This window comes from Desulfuromonas sp., assembly GCA_002869615.1.
In the GTDB taxonomy this organism is placed as follows: domain Bacteria; phylum Desulfobacterota; class Desulfuromonadia; order Desulfuromonadales; family UBA2294; genus BM707.
In genome coordinates this window covers 145977-167129 of sequence record PKUH01000110.1, presented here as the reverse complement: position 1 = coordinate 167129, position 21153 = coordinate 145977, and the positions used below count along the sequence as shown (strand labels likewise).

16 protein-coding genes and 1 pseudogene are annotated in these 21153 nt (G+C 54.0%); 13 read left to right on the top strand and 4 right to left on the bottom strand.

Features of this window, described 5'->3' with window-relative positions; translation table 11 throughout:
• Positions 1 to 11: 11 nt before the first annotated feature.
• The 3 genes and pseudogenes from C0623_13475 to gap all read right to left on the bottom strand — a co-directional run bounded on the left by C0623_13475 (position 12) and on the right by gap (position 3061).
• A complete protein-coding gene (locus C0623_13475) occupies positions 12 to 755 on the bottom strand; it encodes a triose-phosphate isomerase (GenBank protein PLX98324.1) in 744 nt (247 codons plus the stop codon).
• 11 nt (positions 756 to 766) lie between these two features.
• Complete coding sequence (gene pgk / locus C0623_13470; GenBank protein PLX98323.1) at positions 767 to 1981, bottom strand: phosphoglycerate kinase; 1215 nt, start codon at positions 1979 to 1981, stop codon at positions 767 to 769.
• Between the two features lie 78 nt (positions 1982 to 2059).
• A pseudogene (gene gap / locus C0623_13465) lies at positions 2060 to 3061 on the bottom strand (type I glyceraldehyde-3-phosphate dehydrogenase).
• 191 nt (positions 3062 to 3252) lie between these two features.
• Between gap and C0623_13460 the strand changes: the two are divergent.
• The 7 genes from C0623_13460 to pyrE all read left to right on the top strand — a co-directional run bounded on the left by C0623_13460 (position 3253) and on the right by pyrE (position 13557).
• Entirely contained in the window at positions 3253 to 5382 is a 2130-nt protein-coding gene (locus C0623_13460) for a PAS domain-containing sensor histidine kinase (protein ID PLX98322.1), read from the top strand.
• Positions 5383 to 5473: 91 nt separating this feature from the next.
• Complete coding sequence (locus C0623_13455; protein ID PLX98356.1) at positions 5474 to 6268, top strand: MBL fold metallo-hydrolase; 795 nt, start codon at positions 5474 to 5476, stop codon at positions 6266 to 6268.
• The gene (locus C0623_13450) at positions 6265 to 7563 is read left to right on the top strand and encodes an adenylosuccinate lyase (protein PLX98321.1); all 1299 of its coding nucleotides are present in this window, start codon (positions 6265 to 6267) and stop codon (positions 7561 to 7563) included. The genes C0623_13455 and C0623_13450 overlap by 4 nt, the downstream gene beginning before the upstream one ends.
• Positions 7564 to 7641: 78 nt before the next feature.
• On the top strand, positions 7642 to 10623 hold the full coding sequence (locus C0623_13445) for a phosphoribosylformylglycinamidine synthase (GenBank protein PLX98320.1): 2982 nt from the start codon (positions 7642 to 7644) through the stop codon (positions 10621 to 10623).
• Between the two features lies 1 nt (position 10624).
• Positions 10625 to 11449 carry a phosphoribosylformylglycinamidine synthase gene (locus C0623_13440; protein PLX98319.1) on the top strand — a complete coding sequence of 275 codons (825 nt, stop codon included), beginning with the start codon at positions 10625 to 10627 and terminating at the stop codon, positions 11447 to 11449.
• Positions 11450 to 11540: 91 nt separating this feature from the next.
• Positions 11541 to 12947, top strand: a complete 1407-nt coding sequence (locus tag C0623_13435; GenBank protein ID PLX98318.1) for an amidophosphoribosyltransferase — start codon at positions 11541 to 11543, stop codon at positions 12945 to 12947.
• A 52-nt stretch (positions 12948 to 12999) separates the two neighbouring features.
• Positions 13000 to 13557: an orotate phosphoribosyltransferase gene (pyrE, locus tag C0623_13430; protein PLX98317.1), complete on the top strand. Its 558-nt coding sequence runs from the start codon at positions 13000 to 13002 to the stop codon at positions 13555 to 13557.
• A gap of 90 nt (positions 13558 to 13647) precedes the next feature.
• Here the strand turns inward: pyrE and C0623_13425 are convergent, their stop codons facing one another.
• Complete coding sequence (locus tag C0623_13425) at positions 13648 to 14058, bottom strand: hypothetical protein (GenBank protein ID PLX98316.1); 411 nt, start codon at positions 14056 to 14058, stop codon at positions 13648 to 13650.
• A gap of 146 nt (positions 14059 to 14204) precedes the next feature.
• Between C0623_13425 and C0623_13420 the strand changes: the two genes are divergently transcribed.
• The 6 genes from C0623_13420 (at position 14205) to C0623_13395 (ending at position 21153) form a co-directional block, all read left to right on the top strand.
• Positions 14205 to 14981 (top strand): hypothetical protein, encoded by a 777-nt coding sequence (locus tag C0623_13420; GenBank protein ID PLX98315.1) that lies wholly within the window; start codon positions 14205 to 14207, stop codon positions 14979 to 14981.
• Between the two features lie 167 nt (positions 14982 to 15148).
• A complete protein-coding gene (lon, locus tag C0623_13415; GenBank protein ID PLX98355.1) occupies positions 15149 to 17410 on the top strand; it encodes an endopeptidase La in 2262 nt (753 codons plus the stop codon).
• A complete protein-coding gene (gene thiL, locus C0623_13410; GenBank protein ID PLX98314.1) occupies positions 17407 to 18402 on the top strand; it encodes a thiamine-phosphate kinase in 996 nt (331 codons plus the stop codon). Before lon ends, thiL begins: the two co-directional genes overlap by 4 nt.
• 119 nt (positions 18403 to 18521) lie before the next feature.
• A complete protein-coding gene (locus C0623_13405; GenBank protein PLX98313.1) occupies positions 18522 to 19409 on the top strand; it encodes a chemotaxis protein CheR in 888 nt (295 codons plus the stop codon).
• Positions 19410 to 19459: 50 nt separating this feature from the next.
• Positions 19460 to 20737: a methyl-accepting chemotaxis protein gene (locus C0623_13400; protein ID PLX98312.1), complete on the top strand. Its 1278-nt coding sequence runs from the start codon at positions 19460 to 19462 to the stop codon at positions 20735 to 20737.
• Positions 20737 to 21153 carry a hypothetical protein gene (locus C0623_13395; GenBank protein ID PLX98311.1) on the top strand — a complete coding sequence of 139 codons (417 nt, stop codon included), beginning with the start codon at positions 20737 to 20739 and terminating at the stop codon, positions 21151 to 21153. Before C0623_13400 ends, C0623_13395 begins: the two co-directional genes overlap by 1 nt.

Sequence of the window (21153 nt, the reverse complement as noted above, 5' to 3'; positions counted from 1 at the left end):
TCAAAAATCTACTAGAATTTGACGATTCTGGCAAAGTCATCGGCCTTGAGACTGGCGCCGCCGACCAATGCTCCATCGACATCGTCCATGCTCATCAATTCATCGACATTGTCGGGTTTGACGCTGCCGCCATAAAGGATGCGGGTCGCTGCTGCCGTCTCCGGGTCATACAGGCCCTGGACCAGGCCGCGGACAAAGGAGTGAACTTCCTGGGCCTGTTCGCTGGTCGCTGTTTTGCCGGTGCCGATTGCCCAGACTGGTTCGTAGGCAATGACGATGCGCTGCATGTCGGTGACTCCGGCAAGCCCTTCTTTGACCTGGGCTGTCAGGATATCGAACATCTGGTCGCTTTCCCGCTGTTCCAGGGTTTCACCGATGCAGAGGATGCAGGAAATATCGGCAGCCAGAACCGCCTTGACCTTTTTGTTTATGATTTCGTTGGATTCACCGAAAAGCTGCCGGCGCTCGGAGTGGCCAACGATGATGTAGTCGCACCCGGCATCCTTGAGCAGTGTTGGTGAGACTTCTCCCGTGAAGGCGCCGGATTCCTCATACCAGCAATTCTGGGCACCGAGCTTGATATTGCTGCCGGCGAGTTTGGTCGCCAGCATGGAAATAGCCGTAAACGGCGGCGCGACCAGGATCTCAACATTCTCAACATCCTTGACGGCAGTTTTTAATGCACCGACCAGTTCGACTGACTCGGGCAGGGTCTTGTTCAGTTTCCAGTTGCCTGCGATCAATGGAGTACGCATGTTTTTTCTCCTTAAAATGTCGGGTGGTCGAGACTGACGGCGTCGGTCAGGGCGGCAATGCCGGGAAGGGTTTTCCCTTCAAGCAGTTCAAGTGATGCACCACCGCCGGTTGAAATATGGGTCATTTGGTCGGCCAGTCCGGTCTTGTTGACCGCCGCGACCGAATCACCGCCACCGACGATTGTCAGGGCATCCGACTCGGCCATGGCTTCGGCTATGGCACAGGTGCCGGCGGAGAAGGCATCAAACTCAAAAACGCCCATCGGCCCGTTCCAGACAACGGTGCCGGCTTCCAGAATCGCATTCCTGAAAATTTCTATAGTTTTTGGCCCGATATCGAGCCCCATTGCATCTTCGGGGAAATCGTCGTTGCCGCATTCCTGGTAAAAGGAGTCTGCCGAGAATTCGGAAGCGGCCAGGTGGTCCTGCGGCAGCAGGATTTCAACATTTTTCCGGACCGATCGGCTGAGCAGTTCGCTGGCCATTTCGACTCGATCATTTTCAACCAGTGAAGTGCCGATTTCGTAACCTTGTGCCTTGAGAAAGGTATAGGCCATGCCGCCGCCAATAATCAGCTGGTCAACCTTGTCGAGCAGGTTCTCAATGACCTGGATCTTGTCGCTGACCTTGGCCCCGCCGATAATTGCAATAAACGGCTTTTTCGGAGCGGCGAGGGCGCCGACAAGGTATTCAAGTTCTTTTTCCATGAGAAAACCGGCGGCAGCCGTAGGCAGCAACCTGGCAACGCCCTCGGTCGAGGCGTGGGCCCGATGGGCGGTGCCGAAGGCGTCATTAACATAGATATCGGCGAGTTTGGCCAGTTGTCGGCAGAACTCCGGATAGTTGTCGGTCTCGCCCTGATGGAATCGGACATTCTCAAGTAGCAGCACATCGCCATCTTGGAGAAAATCGACGAGAGCTTCTACCTTCGGCCCGATACAGTCCGGGGCCATAGCAACCGGGCGTCCGAGAAGCTTGCCGAGGTAGGGAGCGACCGGGGCGAGACTGTACTCAGGGTTTACCGAGCCTTTCGGTCGGCCGAGATGACTCGCCAGAATCAGTTTGCCTCCATGATTGATGATATGACGGATGGTCGGCAAGGCCGCGGTGATCCGGGTGTCATCGCCAATGGTACCATCTTCATTGATCGGCACATTGAAGTCGACGCGGCAAAAGACCCGTTGTCCCTGCAGGTCGATATCCTGTAAACCTATTTTTTTTGACATCGAAAACCTCATTGTTGAACGATGGGGTAAAGAGAAGGGCAGGACAGAAGAACTGTCCTGCCCTCTGTATCGGCAGATTTATTTTGCGGCGATAAATTCCACCAGATCGCAGATCCGGTTTGAATAACCCCACTCGTTGTCATACCAGGAGAGAACCTTGACCATATTGCCGCCGATAACCGAAGTCGACAGTGCATCGACCGAAGACGAGGCCGGGTTTCCGTTGAAATCGCAGGAGACCAGTGGTGCTTCAACATACTCAAGGATTCCCTTGAGTGGACCGTCTGCTGCTTTTTTCAGGGCGGCATTCACCTGTTCAACCGAGGTTTCTTTTTCCGTGGTCACAACCAGGTCGACAACCGATACGTTGGGTGTCGGTACCCGGACCGCCATGCCGTCCAGTTTACCTTTCAGGGCAGGCAATACCAGAGAGACTGCTTTGGCCGCACCGGTTGAGGTCGGGATCATGGAAACGGCTGCAGCGCGGGCGCGGCGCAGGTCGCTGTGCGGTAGATCGAGAATTTTCTGATCATTGGTGTACGCGTGAATTGTGGTCATCAATCCTTTGACGATGCCGAATTCTTCGAGAATGACTTTGGCGACCGGCGCCAGGCAGTTCGTGGTACAGGACGCGTTGGAGAGAACATGATGACTCGCATCATCGTAATCTGATTCATTCACCCCCATGCAAACGGTGAGGTCAACTTCCTTGCCCGGAGCAGAGATGATGACTTTTCTGGCGCCAGCATCAAGATGTTTCGCAGCTGCATCACGACTGGTGAACAGTCCGGTCTATTCGATAACGATATCAACACCGAGCTCTTTCCAGGGGAGGGCTGAAGGGTCTCGTTCACTGCAGACCTTAAGTGTCTTGTTACCAACTTTAATATTCTCACCTTCAACAGAAATGGCTTGTGCAAAGATGCCATGAACAGAGTCGTACTTGAGCAGGTGTGCCAGGGTGGCAGCATCGGTCAGGTCATTAACAGCAACGATATCGATCCAGTTGGAATCGAAGGCTGCGCGAAATACGTTGCGGCCGATCCGGCCAAATCCGTTTATTGCCACTTTGACAGACATGATTCTTACCTCCTGAAGGTACTTGAAATATTTTTGGTTTACTGAAATAACAAGGTCTATTGCATGGGGATGATAACCAATAGAAACTCCTCCGTCAACCTACAAAAACGGGCAGAGTTTGGTTGCTCTGGCAGGGGTTGATGTGCTAATAAGTAACACCATTTATATCGATCTGTCCGGCTGGTCCTGTTGTGACCGTTTATGTTTTTTCCGGGCACTGGATTTATACTTTTACCCTGGGTTACTGCCATATAATGATCCGCACTCTGGAAAAACGGATTGTTCTTTTTACCCTGCTCGCCCTGACCGTTGCCATTGTTGCCAATACGGCCTTTAACCTGCAGAGTTATCGGCAGGATTATCGAAATTCCCTGATCCTGCGCAGCCATTCGGTTGGCGCCAGCCTGAAATCCTCTATCGAAAAAGTTCTCGGTTTCGGGATCGATTTGCAAGATGTTTCGGGCATTAATGAGCGCTGCGCTCTCCTCGCAGAATCTGATCCGGCAATCTCCTATGTTCTGGTCGAGGATGTCTCCGGTAAAGTTGTCTTCGGCTCTGATTCATTCAAGGACTATGCTTCCGATCAGGCTCACTTGCGAAAAGTTGAAAAAGATCGTGTTGTTCTCGGCTTTTCAACCTTTGGCGATTTTTATGACATCCAGCAACCGTTTTATGATGCTTCGAGTGAGTTGGCCGGCCGGATCAGAATCGGCATTCCGGTTCAGGTTGTGGCTGACAAGACATCTTCGATGATTCAGCGCGCTATTGTGATTCTGATCGGGGCTTTTGCGCTGGCGGTAGTCATGATCGTTGTTTTTGTCAAACGGGACGTTATCCGTCCGCTGCGTCAGCTTGAGAATGTCGCAACCCAGATTTCCGGTGGTCAATTTGATGTTTCCATCCCGCAACAGGTCACCCTCGAATTTGAACAGCTGGGGCGTTCATTGCGCGAGATGGCAAGGTCACTCAAGGAACGTGACAGCGAAATCCACCAGAACTACCTGGTTCTCGAAGAGTCGAACGCGCAATTGCGCGATTCGTATGAGCAACAGGAACTTATTGGTCATGAACTTGTGCGCAGCCGTGAAATGTACCGCCTGCTGCTCGATGATGCTTCCGATGCTATCATTGTCAGTGATGATGAAAACCGCATCATGATGATCAACAAGGCGGCCGAATCCCTGTTTGCAATATCGAGGCAACGGGCCGAGGGGCAGCCGCTCGTCGATTTTCTCGCCGATCTCAATGTTGATGAGGCTGGCGGGATCGCCAATCTCTATATGACTGTGCTGCACGGTCAGACCCTTGAAACCGAGATACGATTTGTCCGCCCCTCCGACAAGTCGGCTCTGATCGGCTGGGCCAAGTGTTCGCCAATAGTTGACCGGGAGGGTAAGCGTATTGTCCAGACGATCGTTCGTGATGTAACACGGGAGCGTGAAGTAACAATGAATCTTGAAAAGAGTGCTTCCGAGCTTGAACGTCTCAACGAAATGAAGGACTCCTTCCTCGGCGTTGCCTCGCACGAACTGAAAACCCCGCTGACCGTTATCCTCGGCTATACCGAACTGCTGCTGGGTGAAATGTCCCCCCTGGTCGGCGCGCAGGCTCTGCCGATGATTGAACATATCAGTCGATCGGCCGAGCGGCTTTCGACGATCGTCCGGGATATGGTTGATGTCACTTTGCTTGACAACCAGAATATTCGCTTGCGCTGTCAGAAAGTCGAGGTCAGAAAACTGCTTGATAGTGTTACCGGTCAGATGGATTACTTTTTCAGGCGCAGAAACCAGTCACTTGTTCTTGATCTGGCCGATAATGTTACGGAGCTGTGGTGTGACGAAGAACGGATCAATCAGGTTCTGACCAACCTGATCAGCAATGCTATCAAGTTCACGCCGGATAACGGAACGATAACCATCAAAACCCGCCGGGTGAATGATTATCCAGCTATCGACCGAACAGCCGTTTCAGAACAGACCACGCCGGAGGATGAAGGGACTCGTGAAAAGATTCCCTACATCGAAATTTCGATCAGGGACACCGGTATCGGTATTGCAGAAAAGGACCAGCAGCATATCTTTGACAAGTTTTACGAGGTCGGAGAGATCGGCGGCCATTTCACAGCCCGATCGGCGTTCAAGGGCAAAGGGACCGGCCTCGGTTTGTCGATTGCCAAAGGTTTTGTCGATCTTCACCACGGTGTACTGCGGGTTGAAAGCTCCGGATACGACCCGGAACAACTCCCGGGAAGTACTTTCGTCGTGCTCCTTCCCGATGTTGTGAAAAGTGCCGATCTTCACTCTTACAAGTTGAGTTGAATGATGACGTTACCGACCCTGTTTTTTCTTGCTACCAGGATGTCGGATGCGGTATATATGCACCGCCCTGAAGGGCCCGGGAGATCTGTTTTTGCGTGTCTGTCTGTTAGCAAGCGGCAGCAAGGGTAATGCTGTCTTTATCGAAGCCGGTGAAACGCGGCTTTTGATCGATGTCGGTCTTTCTGCCAGAGAGACCGAACGTCGTCTGGGGCAAATCGGTATTGAAGCCGATTCGCTTGATGCCATTCTGATCACGCACGAGCATCTCGATCATGTTCGGGGTGTTGGCCCGATGGCCCGGCGATTCGGGTTGCCTCTCTGCATACACCCTGAGACATTCAACGCACTCCCGCGGCCAGGCAAACTGGACCGGATCATGGAATTCGATATCGGAACTGCTTTTACTCTACGCGATCTCGAAGTCACACCTTTTCCGATTACGCATGATGCCAGGGCTCCGGTCGGGTTTGTTGTCAACACGACTGAGGGTAAAATCAGCGTGGCGACCGATCTCGGCATTGCGACTCGGCTGGTAGCAGATTATCTCAAAGAGAGCCGGGTACTGATACTCGAATCAAATCACGATGAACAAATGCTCCAGGACGGTCCGTATCCGTGGCATCTCAAACAGCGAATAAAGAGCAACCAGGGACATCTTTCCAATACAGCCTCGGCCGAACTGCTCGGTGGATTGATGTGGGATGGGCTTGAAGCGGTTTTTCTCGCCCACCTGAGTGAAGAGAATAATGAGCCGGAGATGGCCTATGCCGGCGCTGCCGAAGTTCTGGCCCGGCAAAACATCTGTCAGCCTGAGCTCATCATCGGGACTCAGAAAGATGCCAGCTTCTGCTTTCAAATAGACAAAATTAAAGGAGTCTGTAAATGATACCACGCTATACCCGTCCGCAGATGGCGGCGATATGGGAGCCGGAAAACAGGTTTAAAATCTGGCTGGAAATAGAAACGCTGGCCTGTGAAAAGATGGCTGATCTCGGCATTATTCCGCAGGAAGCGGTCAAGGTGATTCGTGAGAAGGGTGATTTCGATATTGAGCGGATTGACGCCATTGAAGCCGAGGTCAAACATGATGTTATCGCTTTTTTAACTTCGGTGGCAGAGTTTGTCGGACCGGAAGCCCGCTTCATTCATCAGGGCATGACCTCTTCTGATGTCCTCGATACCTGCCTGTCCGTCCAGCTCGTTCAGGCTGCTGACGAATTGCTGATTGATCTCGACATGGTGCTCGATGCGATCAAGGAGCGTGCCTACGAGCATAAAGATACGGTCTGCATGGGCCGGTCACATGGTATTCATGCCGAGCCGGTCACCTTCGGCCTGAAGCTTGCGAGCTGGTACGCCGAAATGAAACGTAACCGGCGCCGGCTGAATTCGGCCCGCGAAGCGATCGCGACCGGAGCGATTTCCGGTGCCGTCGGGACCTTTGCCAATATTCAGCCGGACGTCGAAGAGTATGTCTGTGAAAAACTGGGGCTGAAGCCGGAGCCGGTCTCGACCCAGGTCATCCCGCGCGATCGGCATGCCGAACTATTTTGTACTCTCGCCATCATTGCTTCGTCGATGGAGAGAATCGCTGTCGAAATACGCCACCTGCAGCGGACCGAGGTTCTCGAAGCAGAGGAGTTCTTCTCCAAAGGGCAAAAAGGCTCGAGCGCCATGCCGCATAAACGTAATCCGATTCTGACCGAGAACCTGACCGGTCAGGCCCGCTACATTCGCGGCATGTGCATGCCGGCACTGGAGAATGTCGCGCTCTGGCACGAACGGGATATCTCGCATTCCTCGGTTGAGCGTTATATCGGGCCCGATGCGACGGTCGCCCTCGATTTCTCGCTACGCCGCCTGAGCGGTCTGATCAAAAACCTGGTTGTATATCCGGAAAATATGATGAAGAACCTGAACCAGATGCGCGGCCTCGTTTTCTCGCAGAAAATTCTGCTCGACCTGACCCAGTCCGGGGTGTCACGCGAGGATGCCTATCGCATTGTTCAACGCAACGCCATGAAGGTATGGGAAGAGGGCAAGGACTTCCAGGAAGAGCTTTTGGCCGATGCTGACGTGGTCAAGGCGCTCGGCGTCGAGAAAGTCAAGCAATCGTTCGATCTCGGTTATCATCTCAAGCATGTTGATACGATTTTCAAAAGAGTCTTTGAAGAAAGCTAGAAACCAGTCGGCAGTGACTGGCAGGCAGTTGGCTGGTAACTGACAACTGGCTACTGATTTAAAATTTTTGGAGAAACTATGGCAAACAGAATTCTGGTCGGTTTGAAGGAGGGTATCCGTGATGCACGTGGCGAGAGGGCCAAACGGCAGATCAGGGAACATCTCGGTATCGAGCTGGAACAGGTCCGGACCATCGATGTTTACACGATTGACTCGGATCTGACTGCCACGGAGTTGCAGGATGCGGCGGCCGGACCGTTCAGCGACCCGGTTATCCAGGAATATGCAATAGATCAACCGCTGGCCACCAGCTTCGATATATTGATCGAAATCGGTTTCCGGCCCGGGGTGACCGACAATACCGGCCGGACGGCGCGTGAGGCGATCCAGTACCAGACCGGCCGCCGGTTTGCCGAGGGTGAAGCGGTTTATACCTCGGTTCAGTACCTGCTTAATGGCGATCTGGATCGGCAGTTGGCAGAAAAGGTTGTCTCCGGATTCCTCGCCAATGGTTTGATTCAGCGCTGGACGATCATGGATGCCAAGGAGTTTGCGGAGAGTGGCGGAATTCCGGCGTCGCTGCCTCGCGTTACCGGTGGTTCGGAGCCGGTCGTGCGAGAAATCGACCTCGAAGTTTCCGACGCTGAGTTGATGCAGATCAGCCGCGACGGCATGCTCGCTCTCAACCTTGAGGAGATGAAAACGATTCAGGCGCATATCCGCCAGCCTGAGGTTGTCGAGAAACGCAAACGCTACGGTCTATCGGACAAATTAACCGATGTCGAACTTGAGGCCCTGGCCCAGACCTGGAGCGAACACTGTAAGCACAAGATCTTTTCGGCCCGCATCGAGTACGATGACGGGACCGGGCAAACGCAGAGTATCAATTCTCTTTTCAAATCCTACATCATGAAAGCGACTGCCGATATCCGAAAAGCTAAAGGCGATGATGATATCTGTTTGTCGGTCTTTAAGGATAACGCCGGAGTCGTTGAGTTCAATAATGACTGGAGCATGGTTTTTAAAGTTGAAACCCACAATTCGCCGAGCGCCCTCGATCCGTATGGCGGCGCCCTGACCGGCATCGTCGGGGTTAACCGCGATGCCTATGGTACCGGCATGGGGGCCCGCCTCGCGTTCAATACCGATGTCTTCTGTTTCGCTTCGCCTTTTTATAATAAACCGCTGCCACCGCGATTACTGCATCCCCGGCGTATTTTTGAAGGGGTTGTCGAGGGGGTTGAGCATGGTGGCAACAAGTCGGGCATTCCGACGGTGAATGGCTCGATCTATTTTGATGAACGCTTTGCCGGCAAACCTCTGGTTTACTGCGGGACCGGTTCGATCATGCCGCGACAGCTCAACGGCCAACCTTGTCACGAGAAAGAAGCGAAAGTCGGTGACCATATCATTATGGCCGGCGGCCGGATCGGCAAAGACGGCATCCACGGCGCAACCTTTTCGTCCGAGGAGCTGCATGAAGATTCGCCGGTTACGGCGGTTCAGATCGGTGACCCGATTACCCAGCGCAAGATGTTCGATTTCCTGATCATCGCTCGTGACCGCGGCCTTTACAACGCAATCACCGATAACGGGGCCGGCGGCCTTTCGTCATCGGTTGGTGAGATGGCCGAATTTACCAACGGATTCGAGATGCATCTCGACCGGGCGCCACTCAAGTACCCCGGTTTGCAACCGTGGGAAATCCTGATCTCGGAAGCCCAGGAAAGAATGACCATGGCGGTGGCGCCGGACAAGCTCGACGAATTCATGACCCTGGCCGATGAAATGGATGTCGAAGTCTCCGATCTCGGCATCTTCACCGATAATGGCTTGTTTCACTGTCTTTACGCCGGTCGCACGGTTTCCTGCCTCGAGATGGACTTCATCCACGACGGTGTGCCGCAAATGGAGATCCCTGCACGCTGGGAGGACAAGGGACATGCCGAGCCGACATTCGCGCAGCCACTCGACATGGGTGCAACCCTGCGCCACATGCTGAGCCGGCTCAATATCTGTTCGAAAGAATCGGTGGTCCGACGTTACGACCATGAGGTTCAGGCGGCGACCATTGTCAAGCCTTTGACCGGTGCCGATAACGACGGGCCTTCCGATGCGGCTGTTGTCCGGCCGCTGTTCGATTCGTTTGAAGGGATCGTCGTCTCGCATGGACTCTGCCCTCGCTACAGTGACATCGACACCTATCACATGATGGCGAGTGCGATCGACGAGGGGCTGCGCAATTTTGTCGCGACCGGCGGCAATATCGATCATGTCGCAGGTCTCGATAATTTCTGCTGGTGCGATCCGGTCGAGAGCGAAAAGACTCCGGATGGCGCCTACAAGGCGGCGCAGCTGGTGCGCGCCAACCAGGCGCTCTACGATTACTGTGTCGCCTTCGGTGTACCGCTGATCTCCGGTAAAGATTCGATGAAGAACGATTACCAGATCGGCGACACCAGGATTTCAATCCCGCCGACGGTTCTGTTTTCGGTGATCGGCAAGATCGAAGACATCCGCAAGGCAGTCACCATGGATGCCAAGCGCCCCGGTGACCTGGTCTATCTGCTCGGTCAGACGGCTGATGAACTCGGCGGGTCGGAATATTACGATATGCAAGGCTGCCTTGGTGCCAACGTGCCGCAAGTTGATGCCGCAAGCGCAATGCACCGTTATCGTGCCGTCAACAAGGCACAGGACCAGCAGCTGATCGCCTCCTGTCACGACCTTTCCGATGGCGGCCTCGCGGTTGCCCTCGCCGAAACCGCTTTTGCCGGCGGTTACGGTATCCGGGCTGATCTGCGCGAAGTTGAAGTTGCTGCCGGCATGCGTGAAGATCGTCTGCTTTTCTCGGAATCGCAAAGCCGATTACTGGTGTCCGTGCATCCGAAGAACTCGGTAGCTTTTGAAGAGCTGTTCGCCGGCCAGTCCTGCTCCCTTATCGGTGAGGTTACCAGGGAACAGGAATTACTGGTGACCGGATTGCGCGGCGAGATTCTGGTCAAGTCAAAACTGGAAGACCTTAAAGAGGCCTGGCAAGAGCCTCTCAGGGAGTTATGATATGAGCAAGGTTGTCAAGAGCATCATCATTTCAGGTAACGGCACCAACTGTGAGCGCGAAGTTGCAAACGCCTGCCGCCTCGCCGGCAGTGATGTCAACGACATCGTCCATATCGCCGAATTACTGTCGGGCCGGTGCTCGCTTGATGATTACCATTTTCTGCACCTGGCCGGTGGCTTCCTTGATGGAGACGATCTCGGTAGAGCCAAGGCTGGAGCCAATCGCCTTCGCCACGCCGCTATCAGTGGTTCCGAAGAGAAGCTCGCCGATCAGTTGCAACGTTTTATAGGCGAAGGCAAACTGGTCATGGGGGTCTGCAACGGCTTCCAGTTGATGGTTAAGATGGGGCTGCTGCCGGCTATCGCCGGGGATTATAAATCACAGTCGGCGACCCTGTCGTTTAATGACAGCGGCAAGTTCGAGGATCGCTGGTGCTATCTCAAGGCCGATCCGGCGTCACCCTGCATCTACACCAAAGGTCAGGATACGCTCTACTTTCCCGTGCGCCATGGCGAGGGGAAGTTTTTGGCGTCAGATGAAACCCTGACGGCGATCGAAGCCGGCCATCTGGCCGCCGTCCGTTACAGTACCGCCGATGGTGAATCAACCATGGAATATCCGCTTAATCCCAACGGTTCCCTCAACGCGATAGCCGGAATCTGCGATGCGAGCGGCCGCTTGTTCGGCCTGATGCCACATCCCGAAGCATTTACCCACCGAACGCATCATCCACGCTGGACCAGGGAGCCGGATTTGCCGGAAGAGGGGATGGGTTTGACCCTGTATAAAAATGGTGTCGATTTTATTCGTCAGATATTACTCTAGCATCTATTATTTCAATCAAGGTCTATGTTAGTATTCGCTCAAACCTTTCATAGTGATGCCGACAACTCTGTTGGCAGGGAGTTCCTTCAGAATGTTCGATAAGTTCAAGGATGAGTGTGGTGTTTTCGGGATTTTTGGCCATCCGGAAGCGGCCAACCTGGCATATCTCGGGCTTTATGCCCTGCAGCATCGCGGCCAGGAGAGTTGCGGTATCGTTGCGTCGGACGGCAACAAACTCCGCTCGCACCGGGCCTATGGCCTGGTCTCTGATGTTTTCAAGGATGATACGATCTTTGACAATCTGCCCGGAAAATCTGCAATCGGGCATGTCCGTTATTCGACGACGGGCGGAACTGACGTCAAGAATTGTCAGCCGATCCTCGTCGACTATCATCGCGGCAGTATTGCCATCGCCCACAACGGCAATCTGGTTAATGCCCGTGAGTGTCGTAATGAACTCGAACAGGCCGGCTCCATTTTTTCAACCGTTGCCGACACCGAATGTATTATTCACCTGCTTGCCCGTTCACAGGCCGATTCACTCCCGGACCGGGTCGTAGAGGCGCTGAAACAGGTCAAGGGGGCTTACAGTCTCGTCTTTCTCACCGAAACCCGCCTTGTTGCGGCGCGCGATCCGAACGGGTTTCGACCGCTTTGTCTCGGCAAGATTGATGGTGCTTACGTGATCGCTTCCGAAACCTGCGCTTTCGATTTGATTGAGGCCGAGTTTATTCGCGAAATTGAGCCGGGTGAACTGGTGGTGATCGACAAGCATGGCCTGAAGTCGTTCAGACCGTTCGACCAGGTCGAGCCATCGCCCTGTATTTTCGAATATATATACTTTGCCCGCCCGGACAGCACGATCTTTGGCGAGCAGGTCTACAGGGTGCGCAAGGAGTTCGGGCGTCAGCTGGCCCGTGAGCATGCGGTCGAGGCCGATGTCGTTATGGCCGTCCCCGATTCCGGGGTGCCGGCGGCAATCGGGTATGCCGAAGAGTCGGGGATACCGTTCCAGCTCGGGATGATTCGTAATCATTATGTTGGCCGTACCTTTATCGAACCGGCCCAGTCGATTCGGCATTTCGGCGTCAAGATCAAACTCAATCCGGTGCGTGACGTGATCGAGGGGAAGAGGGTCATCGTTGTCGATGATTCGATTGTTCGCGGCACCACATCACGTAAAATCGTCAAAATGGTGCGCAATGCCGGGGCCAAGGAAGTGCACGTCCGGATATCGAGTCCGCCAACGTCCTACCCCTGCTTTTACGGGATTGATACGCCGACCCGCAAGGAACTGATCGCTTCTTCGCACAACGTTGACGAGATCGCCCGGTACATCACGGCCGACAGTCTCGGATACCTTGCACCGGAAGGGATGCACGCGGCGGCCGGCCTGCATCGCAAAGAGAGTTGCAGCTTCTGTGACGCCTGTTTTACCGGTGACTATCCGGTCCGGTTTCCCCGGCTAAAGTCAGATAGCCAGCTCGGTCTTTTTTAATTAAATCAAAGTCTTACATTCTACATATTGATGTTTATCCAAGGAGTTGAAAATGACTGTTGAAGAACGTAACGAGTTGATGGGTATTATCCGGGAGTTATCTTATGAGGAGCGTGAAGTCACCCTCGCTTCCGGCCGCAAAAGCAATTTCTACTTCGACGGCAAGCAGACAACCCTGCATAAAACCGGTGGCCTGCTGGTCGGCAAGGCTTTCTGGGATATCGTCAAAACCTTCGACGGTCCGATCGACGGGGTCGGCGGCCTGACCCTCGGTGCTGACCCGATTGCGACGGCGACTTCGATCGCCGCCGCTCTCGAAGGGTCGCCCGTGCATGCCTTTATTATCCGCAAGGAACAGAAAGGGCACGGCACCGGTCAGTGGCTGGAAGGTCGCAAGAACCTGCCGGCCGGATCCCGGGTTGTGATCGTCGAAGATGTCACCACGACCGGCGGTTCATCGATGAAAGCGGTCGAGCGGGCCCAGGAAGAGGGGTTGGAAGTTCTCGGGATCGTCACCCTGGTCGATCGCCAGGAGGGTGCTCAGGAGAATGTCACTGGTGCCGGACAGGTATTGAAGGCGGTCTTTACCAAAGGCGAGATTACCGGTTAAAGGGGGTCTTCAGTAGTCAGAGATTAGTTGTCAGTAAAAAAAGGTTCATCGCGTTTTATCGGGAACAAAGGGTCTCACCCAAATACCATTTTACTTTTCTTGCCTGTCCTGAGTTATCTTGTACTGAGCTCGCCGAAGTAGCCGAAGGGGGAATCCATTGATAATTTTGACTTGCCCCCTTTGCTCTTGAGGTCGCCTTATTTTGGCGCGTATCACTAAACCGTAGCCCAACCGCAACTGCCACAGCGACGAACCGCGTTCGCCTCGAGGCGAACTCCCTGGCAGCAAAGTTGAACAGAAATAATTCAGACCGGACAAAAAAGCCCCCTGCAAGGGAGCCGTTTTCTGCATACTCATTTTATGGCTTAATAAAAGAGTATGGCGGAGTGCGCGGCCGCGACCGCGCGGTTCTTCCATCTTCTGTCTTGAGGGGACACCTCCCTGAACTTCGGGAAGTGTCCCTATCCGACCTATCCAACCAATCAAGACTGCCGGTATCAAACGACCGGCTCCAGACTTTTCTTGCCTGTTCTGATCCAGCTGAAGGATGAGTCTAACATTGTATTCACTCTAATCTGCGAAGAACCTTTTTTATTCCCCCCGAATCTGTTCTTTGCAAAACCCGTGGAATCTGTAACACTGACAGTATGTGCCTGCTTGCCCTGGCGATAGAGAGCCATCCGGAATACCGTCTTGTCCTTGCCGAAAATCGGGACGAATTTTATAATCGTCCGACCGAACCGGCGCGATTCTGGGAAGATGCTCCCGACCTTCTGGCCGGTCGCGACCTTGAACGGGGCGGCAGTTGGTTCGGAGTGAATCGTTCCGGTCGCTGGGCGGTGGTGACCAACTATCGTGATTTTCATCATCGACGTTACAGCCGGCGCTCGCGTGGCGAGTTGGTGCGGCGTTTTCTCGAAGATGGTATCGGCCTGGAAGCATTTCATGCCTTTCTCGAAGAAGACGATGGCCACTATGCTGGACTCAATTTTATTGCCGGTGACCTGAAGCAAACCTTTTATTTTTCCAATACCGGCGGCGGCTCGAGGAAAATTTGTGCCGGAATCTACGGTCTAAGTAATGGCTGGCTTGATACTCCCTGGCCGAAGGTTGTCGGAACCAGGGCCGACTTTGAAAGATGGGTTGCGGCTGGCTCGACCGATCCGGAAGAGCTTTTTGCCATCCTGGCGGATCGATCGCAGGCCGATGATGCCGATCTGCCAGATACCGGAGTCGGTATCGAGTGGGAGCGGATGCTTTCCGCCCGTTTCATCAGAGGTGAAAAATATGGTACCCGAGCCACGACTCTTTATCTCGTTGATTACAAAAACCGGGCAAGCTTTATCGAGAAAAGTTTTGATGAAAATGGTCTGGAATCGGCGCGGGTGAGTTATAATTTTACTGTTTCCGAGCCGACACCTTGAGGGTCGGCCGGTTACTTGACAGCCCCGACGTGCAGGATAGTACTGATTTGGAATCCAATTGCTGATGGAGGTTACTTTTGGCACAACAGGTTGAAGAGGGCATCCCCGGCACCGTCCCAGAGACATTGCCGCTTTTGCCGATTCGTGACATCGTTGTTTTTCCCTACATGATCCTGCCTTTGTTTGTCGGCCGCGAAAAATCGATTTCGGCGGTCGACGCTGCCCTGGCCGGTGATCGGCAGATCTTTCTGGCGGCGCAGCGCGATGTCGAAGTTGAAGATCCGGGTCAGGATGATATTTATCCGACCGGCACGGTGGCGATGATTATGCGTATGCTCAAGCTGCCCGATGGACGGATCAAGATTCTTGTGCAGGGTGTGTCGAAAGCAAAAATCACCCGTTTCATTGATGATAAACCGCATTTTTCGGTCGGACTTGTCGGAATCACGGAAGAGTCGTCCACCGAACCTGACCTTGAAATGGAGGCCCTGGTCAGAACCGTACGGGAACAATTGACCCAAATTTCAAACTTCGGTAAGACCATGCCGCCCGATGTTATGAGTGTTCTTGGCAATATTGAACAGCCGGGCGGTCTGGCCGACCTGGTCGCCAGCAATATAGGTCTCAGGGTCGAAGAGGCGCAGAATATACTCGAAATCAGTGATCCGGTTCAGCGGCTTAAAAAGATCAAGGATCTTTTGGCCCGGGAACTCGAGCTCGCTTCGGTGCAGAGCGAGATTCAGAGCCAGGCCAAGGAGGAGATGGGGCGTTCGCAGCGTGAATACTTTTTGCGCGAGCAGTTGCGGGCGATTCAGGCCGAACTTGGCGAAAGTGACCCGCGGGCAGAAGATGTCGCGGAACTGCGAGAGCGTCTCGGTAAGGTTAAAATACCGGAGGAGATCGAAAGCGAGATCGAAAAACAGCTTCGCCGTCTCGAATCGATGCATCCGGAAGCTGCTGAGTACGGAACGGTCAGGACGTATCTCGACTGGCTACTCGATCTACCGTGGAGTCATTCGACTCGAGACAGCCTTGATTTGATAAAAGCACGTAATGTACTTGATGAAGACCACTTCGACCTCGAAAAGGTCAAGGAACTGATTCTGGAGTTCCTGGCGGTGCGGAAACTGAAGAAGAATCTCAAGGGGCCGGTGCTCTGTTTTGTCGGTCCTCCCGGGGTGGGCAAGACCAGTCTCGGCAAATCGATCGCCCGGGCCCTCGGCCGCAGGTTTGTGCGTATTTCCCTTGGCGGGATTCGCGATGAAGCTGAAATACGTGGGCATCGCCGGACCTATGTCGGGGCAATGCCGGGGCGTATTATTCAGGGGGTCAAGCAGGCCGGCAGCAACAACCCGGTGTTCATGCTTGATGAACTCGACAAGGTCGGAAGTGATTTTCGTGGAGATCCGTCAGCAGCCCTGCTGGAGTTGCTCGACCCGGAGCAGAACCATGCCTTTTCCGATCACTATATTAATCAGCCGTTTGATCTCTCCAGGGTGATGTTTATTGTGACGGCCAATATCCTGGAAACGATTCCCCCGGCATTGCGCGATCGTCTTGAAATAATCAGGTTGGCCGGATACGCAACTGAAGAAAAGCTGGCGATCGCCAGGCAATACCTGGTGCCGCGCCAGATCGATGAGAACGGTCTGCACAAAAAAGACCTCGACTTCTCCGACAACGCTCTGCGCAAGATTATCACCGGCTATACCATGGAAGCGGGGTTGCGAAACCTTGAACGGGAAATCGGAGCGGTCTGCCGCAAGGTTGCACGTCGTTTTGCCGATGGGAAAAAGTCGAGGGTGATGATCAATGTGGCATCGATCGGTCGTTTTCTCGGTCCGGCCCGCTTTCTGCCGGAAGAGGAGCGGACCGAGAATGAAATAGGACTCGCCAATGGTCTTGCCTGGACCGAAGCGGGTGGTGAAGTCCTCTACGTTGAAGTTCGCCCGATGAAAGGGACGGGGAAGTTGACCCTGACCGGTCATCTCGGTGAAATCATGAAGGAGAGTGCGCAGGCCGCACTTTCGGTTGCCCGTGCCCACTCCGAAGAACTCGGAATTAAAGAAGATTTTTTCGAAAAATCCGATATTCATGTGCATGTTCCGGCCGGGGCCATCCCGAAAGACGGGCCGAGTGCCGGGATTACGATCGCGACGGCGCTGATATCGGCTTTGTCAGGACGGCCGATTGACAAGGACGTGGCCATGACTGGTGAGATTACCCTGCGCGGCAAGGTCCTGCCGATCGGTGGCTTGAAGGAGAAAGTTCTGGCGGCGGTACAGGCCGGGATCAAAACGATTATTATCCCGGAGAAGAATCGCAAGGATCTGGAAGAGATCCCGGCGCATTTACGGAAAAAAATCAGCTTTGTTTACGCCGGCCGGATCGAAGAGGTCCTCGATGCGGCACTGAAAGAGAAGGCATGAAGCTGGCTGGCCGCGATGAATTCAGCATAATCGGGTTTCTGAAGAGTCGATGCGGCTCTTCGGAATGCCTGATTCGTGGCATCGGTGATGATTGTGCCGTGACGACAATTGGCCCGGGTGAGGTTCAGTTGATAACGACGGATCTGCTGACCGAGGGAGTCCATTTCAAAAGGGAGTGGATCGGTTTAAATGCTCTCGGCCGCAAGGCGGTAACCGTCAACGTCAGTGACCTCGCCGCCATGGGGGCGGAACCCCGGTTTCTGTTTCTCTCTCTGGCCATCCCCGACCTGCTTACGATTGCCGATCTTGAAAATTTACTTGACGGGTTCCTGTCGGCTTGTTCCGGCTATGGAATCACTCTTGCCGGCGGCGACACCTGTCGCTCGGCCTCCGGTTTGACGCTGTCAGTTACTGCTTATGGAGTTGCCGCAGAGGCCGCCTGGGTCGGTCGAGACGGCGCTGAAGTTGGTGACGCTGTTTGCGTGACCGGTACGGTCGGTGACAGTGCTCTGGCGTTGCAGCAGCTTTTCTCCGGCCAGACGCCGGAGGAGCAGCTGTTGCAACGGCATATTGACCCGACCGCCAGAGTTGAAGTCGGCCGCCGGCTCGCGGCCGGTGATATCCCGACAGCGATGATCGATATTTCGGACGGCCTGCTCGGTGACCTTGAACACCTCCTCTCCGCTTCCGGGGTTGGTGCTGATCTCAAGCTTGACCTGCTGCCGCTTTCTTCATCCTTCCGTTCGGCGTTGACAAACAATGCCTCTCTGATCGATCTTGCCCTGGCCGGCGGCGAAGACTATGAACTTCTCTTTACCGCCCCCCCTTCAGCTTTACCGATGATCGACGATATTGCAGCATCAACCGGCGTGCCGATCGGCCGGATTGGCAGCATTGTTGAAAGGCATTCGGAATTGAAGGTTTACGGGCCGGATGGAGTCATCCCCCTGCCGGCGAAGCGCGGCTACAAACACTTTCCAGAAACAGGATAATCATGTATCCTTGTGCGAACTAACTTAAACAGCGATAGTTTTTGCTTTCAAAAGAGAAATAGGCAATAATACTGGACGGTTCCGTGTCTTCACGGCATCAGCCAGTTGGCAGGAGCGGGATGACGGACCGGGAATCGTTCGGCACGGAGGGCAAGGCCCCGTTTGTCGGCGCCGATTTTACTGACGAGGACTTTCAGGAGGTTGTTCGGATTCTGCTGTCGCGCCGGGCTTTTGATCTCGGCAGTTACAAGGATCGTTGCATCAAGCGACGCATTGCCAGCCGGGTTCGGGCCAAGGGGTTGAGAAGCTCGGCCAACTACGTCGAACTGCTCGATGCGGATAATGATGAAATTGATGCACTTCTGGCCGTTCTGACGATTCATGTTTCGCATTTTTTCCGGAATCCGTCGACTTACCGGGTCCTGGAAGAAAAGATTTTTCCCGAGTTGCTTGCCGCGGCCCGGCAGACCGGGCGGAAACAATTGCGGATCTGGAGCGTCGGTTGCTCAAGTGGTGAAGAACCCTACTCGCTGGCTTTACTCCTGCACGAGATGGTCACTGATGATGTTGAAGTCAGCATCCTGGGCACCGATATCAGCCGGCCGATTCTGAAAAAGGCCGAATCTGGCGAATATGACGCCCAGCGTCTGGCCGAAGTACCGGACATAGTGCGCGAGCGTTATTTCGAGAGGGTCGAGAGTACCCGTTTCCAGTTAACCGAGGAGATTCGCCAGCGGGTTGAGTTCCGGTCGCACGATGTGTTGAAAAATAGCGACTATCCGGCTGCGGACCTGATACTCTGCCGGAATGTTATGATTTATTTTTCCAGGGAAGAGCAAGCGAAGATCCTCGACAGATTTGCCCGGGCCCTCGGTCCGGATCGTTTCCTCGTCCTCGGACGTGCTGAAACCCTGGTCGGATCGGCCCGGCATATATTCCGATCGGAATATCCGGTTGAGCGGATTTATCGTTGCATTGAAAATGAGTTTGGCCCGGAGCGGTTTTAAGTACAAACGCAAACGGCTTGTCATAAGGAATTGACTGGAGGAATTGAGCGATGCGTGTCGAAATCACCTACAAATTCATCATGGGGTTTATTTTTGTCGTTGCTTCCATTGTGGTTCTGAACCTACTGGTTCCGAGGATCGGAATTGCCGAAGTCTGGCAACAGCTGGTTTCGACCGGTGGTGCCATTCTCGTCGGTCTGGTTCTCGGATCACTTTTCTCCAAAGCGTTCACCGGCAATATCAAAGTTCTGACGATGGCCGCAGAACGGATCAGCAACGGCGATCTTTCGCAAACCATAACGTTGAAGGAGTCGCGATTCGCCGATGAAACGGAAGACCTGGCGGATTCATTGAATCGGGTCAATGCCAACCTCCGGGAGTTGGTCGGTCGAGTCCGTGATGCTTCGGTCCGGGTCAGTGACTCTGCCCAGGGGCTTTCGGCAACATCGGAAGAGATGACAGCCTCCAGCCATGAACTTGCCAATACCGTTGAACAGATCAGTCGCGGGGCCGAAATCCAGGCCGAGACCGTTGAAAAAGCATCCCGTCTGATCAAGGAGATGGCGGTCAATACCGAACTGGTCGCATCCTCTTCGAAAAAGGTTTCTGACGCGGTTGATATCACCGCGCAGACGGCCAAGGGGGGTGGCGAAAAGTCGCGTCAGACCCTGGAGCGGATGCTGCAGATTCTTCAGGATGTCGAGCGCAGCGGTGAACAGGTGGTGAATTTCGGTCACCAGCTTGGCAAAATCGGGAAAATAGTTGAGGTGATCAACGGCATTGCCCAGAAAACCAATCTACTTGCTCTGAATGCGACTATCGAGGCGGCCCGGGCCGGAGAATACGGCCGCGGCTTTGCTGTCGTCGCCGAAGAGATCCGGAAGCTAGCCGATTCGACCACCGAATCAGCTGAAGAAATTACGACGTTGATCGGCCAGGTTCAGGGTGAAGGGCAAAATGTCGAGGTTTCGTTACGCAACAATATTCAGGAGATGGATGAAGGCCGCAAGGCAATCAATGAAACCAACAGTGCATTTGAAGAGATTATTGAGACGGCCGTCAATACCCAGTCGAAGGCGACCAGTATTGCTGAGTTGTCACGTCAGCAGATCGAGGGCGCCAATAAAATGGTCGAGGCAATAGAGGAGATTTCCCAGGTTGTTTCAGACAATGCGGCGGCGACTGAAGAAGGTTCAGCTGCAACCGAAGAGCAGTCGGCGGCAATGAGTGAAATGGCCGAGTCGGCCCAGGAACTTGCAACCTATGCCCAGACCCTGGCGGAAAACGTCAAGCGCTTCCGACTCGGGGATGATCTGCCGAGTGCGTGATGGATCTTGTTCTGGTTTTTCGACTGGCCGATGAATGGTTCGGGCTGGAAGTTGACGATCTGCAGGAGATTGTCGAAGCACCGGAGCTCAATTATGTGCCGCGGGCTCCCAGGTCGATTCTCGGCGCGATCAACTTTCACGGTAATATAGTCCCGGTTCTCGATCTGAGCCGCTATATGGGATTGGCTGATGATGCCTATGGCCAACGTGTAATCGTTCTGCCGATTGGACAGAAAGCGCTGGCTCTGGGGGTTACAGCAATACATCGGATCGTGCCGCTCAACCGGGAAATGTTACTGACCTGTCAGCAGGAAGAACAGAAGGATCTTCATATCCGGATGCTTTACAGTTACGAAGAAAAAATGATCAATATGCTGGATCTCCCAAGTCTCCTGAGTAGCTTGGAAACGTTATAA

What these genes read in the sequence shown, in the direction of transcription:
- C0623_13435 (PLX98318.1), top strand. Translation starts at nt 11,541, where the DNA reads ATGTTCGATAAGTTCAAGGATGAGTGTGGTGTTTTCGGGATTTTTGGC.
- C0623_13405 (PLX98313.1), top strand. Translation starts at nt 18,522, where the DNA reads ATGACGGACCGGGAATCGTTCGGCACGGAGGGCAAGGCCCCGTTTGTC.
- C0623_13400 (PLX98312.1), top strand. Translation starts at nt 19,460, where the DNA reads ATGCGTGTCGAAATCACCTACAAATTCATCATGGGGTTTATTTTTGTC.
- C0623_13475 (PLX98324.1), bottom strand. Translation starts at nt 755, where the DNA reads ATGCGTACTCCATTGATCGCAGGCAACTGGAAACTGAACAAGACCCTG.
- thiL (PLX98314.1), top strand. Translation starts at nt 17,407, where the DNA reads ATGAAGCTGGCTGGCCGCGATGAATTCAGCATAATCGGGTTTCTGAAG.
- C0623_13450 (PLX98321.1), top strand. Translation starts at nt 6,265, where the DNA reads ATGATACCACGCTATACCCGTCCGCAGATGGCGGCGATATGGGAGCCG.
- pyrE (PLX98317.1), top strand. Translation starts at nt 13,000, where the DNA reads ATGACTGTTGAAGAACGTAACGAGTTGATGGGTATTATCCGGGAGTTA.
- lon (PLX98355.1), top strand. Translation starts at nt 15,149, where the DNA reads ATGATCCTGCCTTTGTTTGTCGGCCGCGAAAAATCGATTTCGGCGGTC.
- C0623_13395 (PLX98311.1), top strand. Translation starts at nt 20,737, where the DNA reads ATGGATCTTGTTCTGGTTTTTCGACTGGCCGATGAATGGTTCGGGCTG.
- pgk (PLX98323.1), bottom strand. Translation starts at nt 1,981, where the DNA reads ATGTCAAAAAAAATAGGTTTACAGGATATCGACCTGCAGGGACAACGG.
- C0623_13420 (PLX98315.1), top strand. Translation starts at nt 14,205, where the DNA reads ATGTGCCTGCTTGCCCTGGCGATAGAGAGCCATCCGGAATACCGTCTT.
- C0623_13445 (PLX98320.1), top strand. Translation starts at nt 7,642, where the DNA reads ATGGCAAACAGAATTCTGGTCGGTTTGAAGGAGGGTATCCGTGATGCA.
- C0623_13440 (PLX98319.1), top strand. Translation starts at nt 10,625, where the DNA reads ATGAGCAAGGTTGTCAAGAGCATCATCATTTCAGGTAACGGCACCAAC.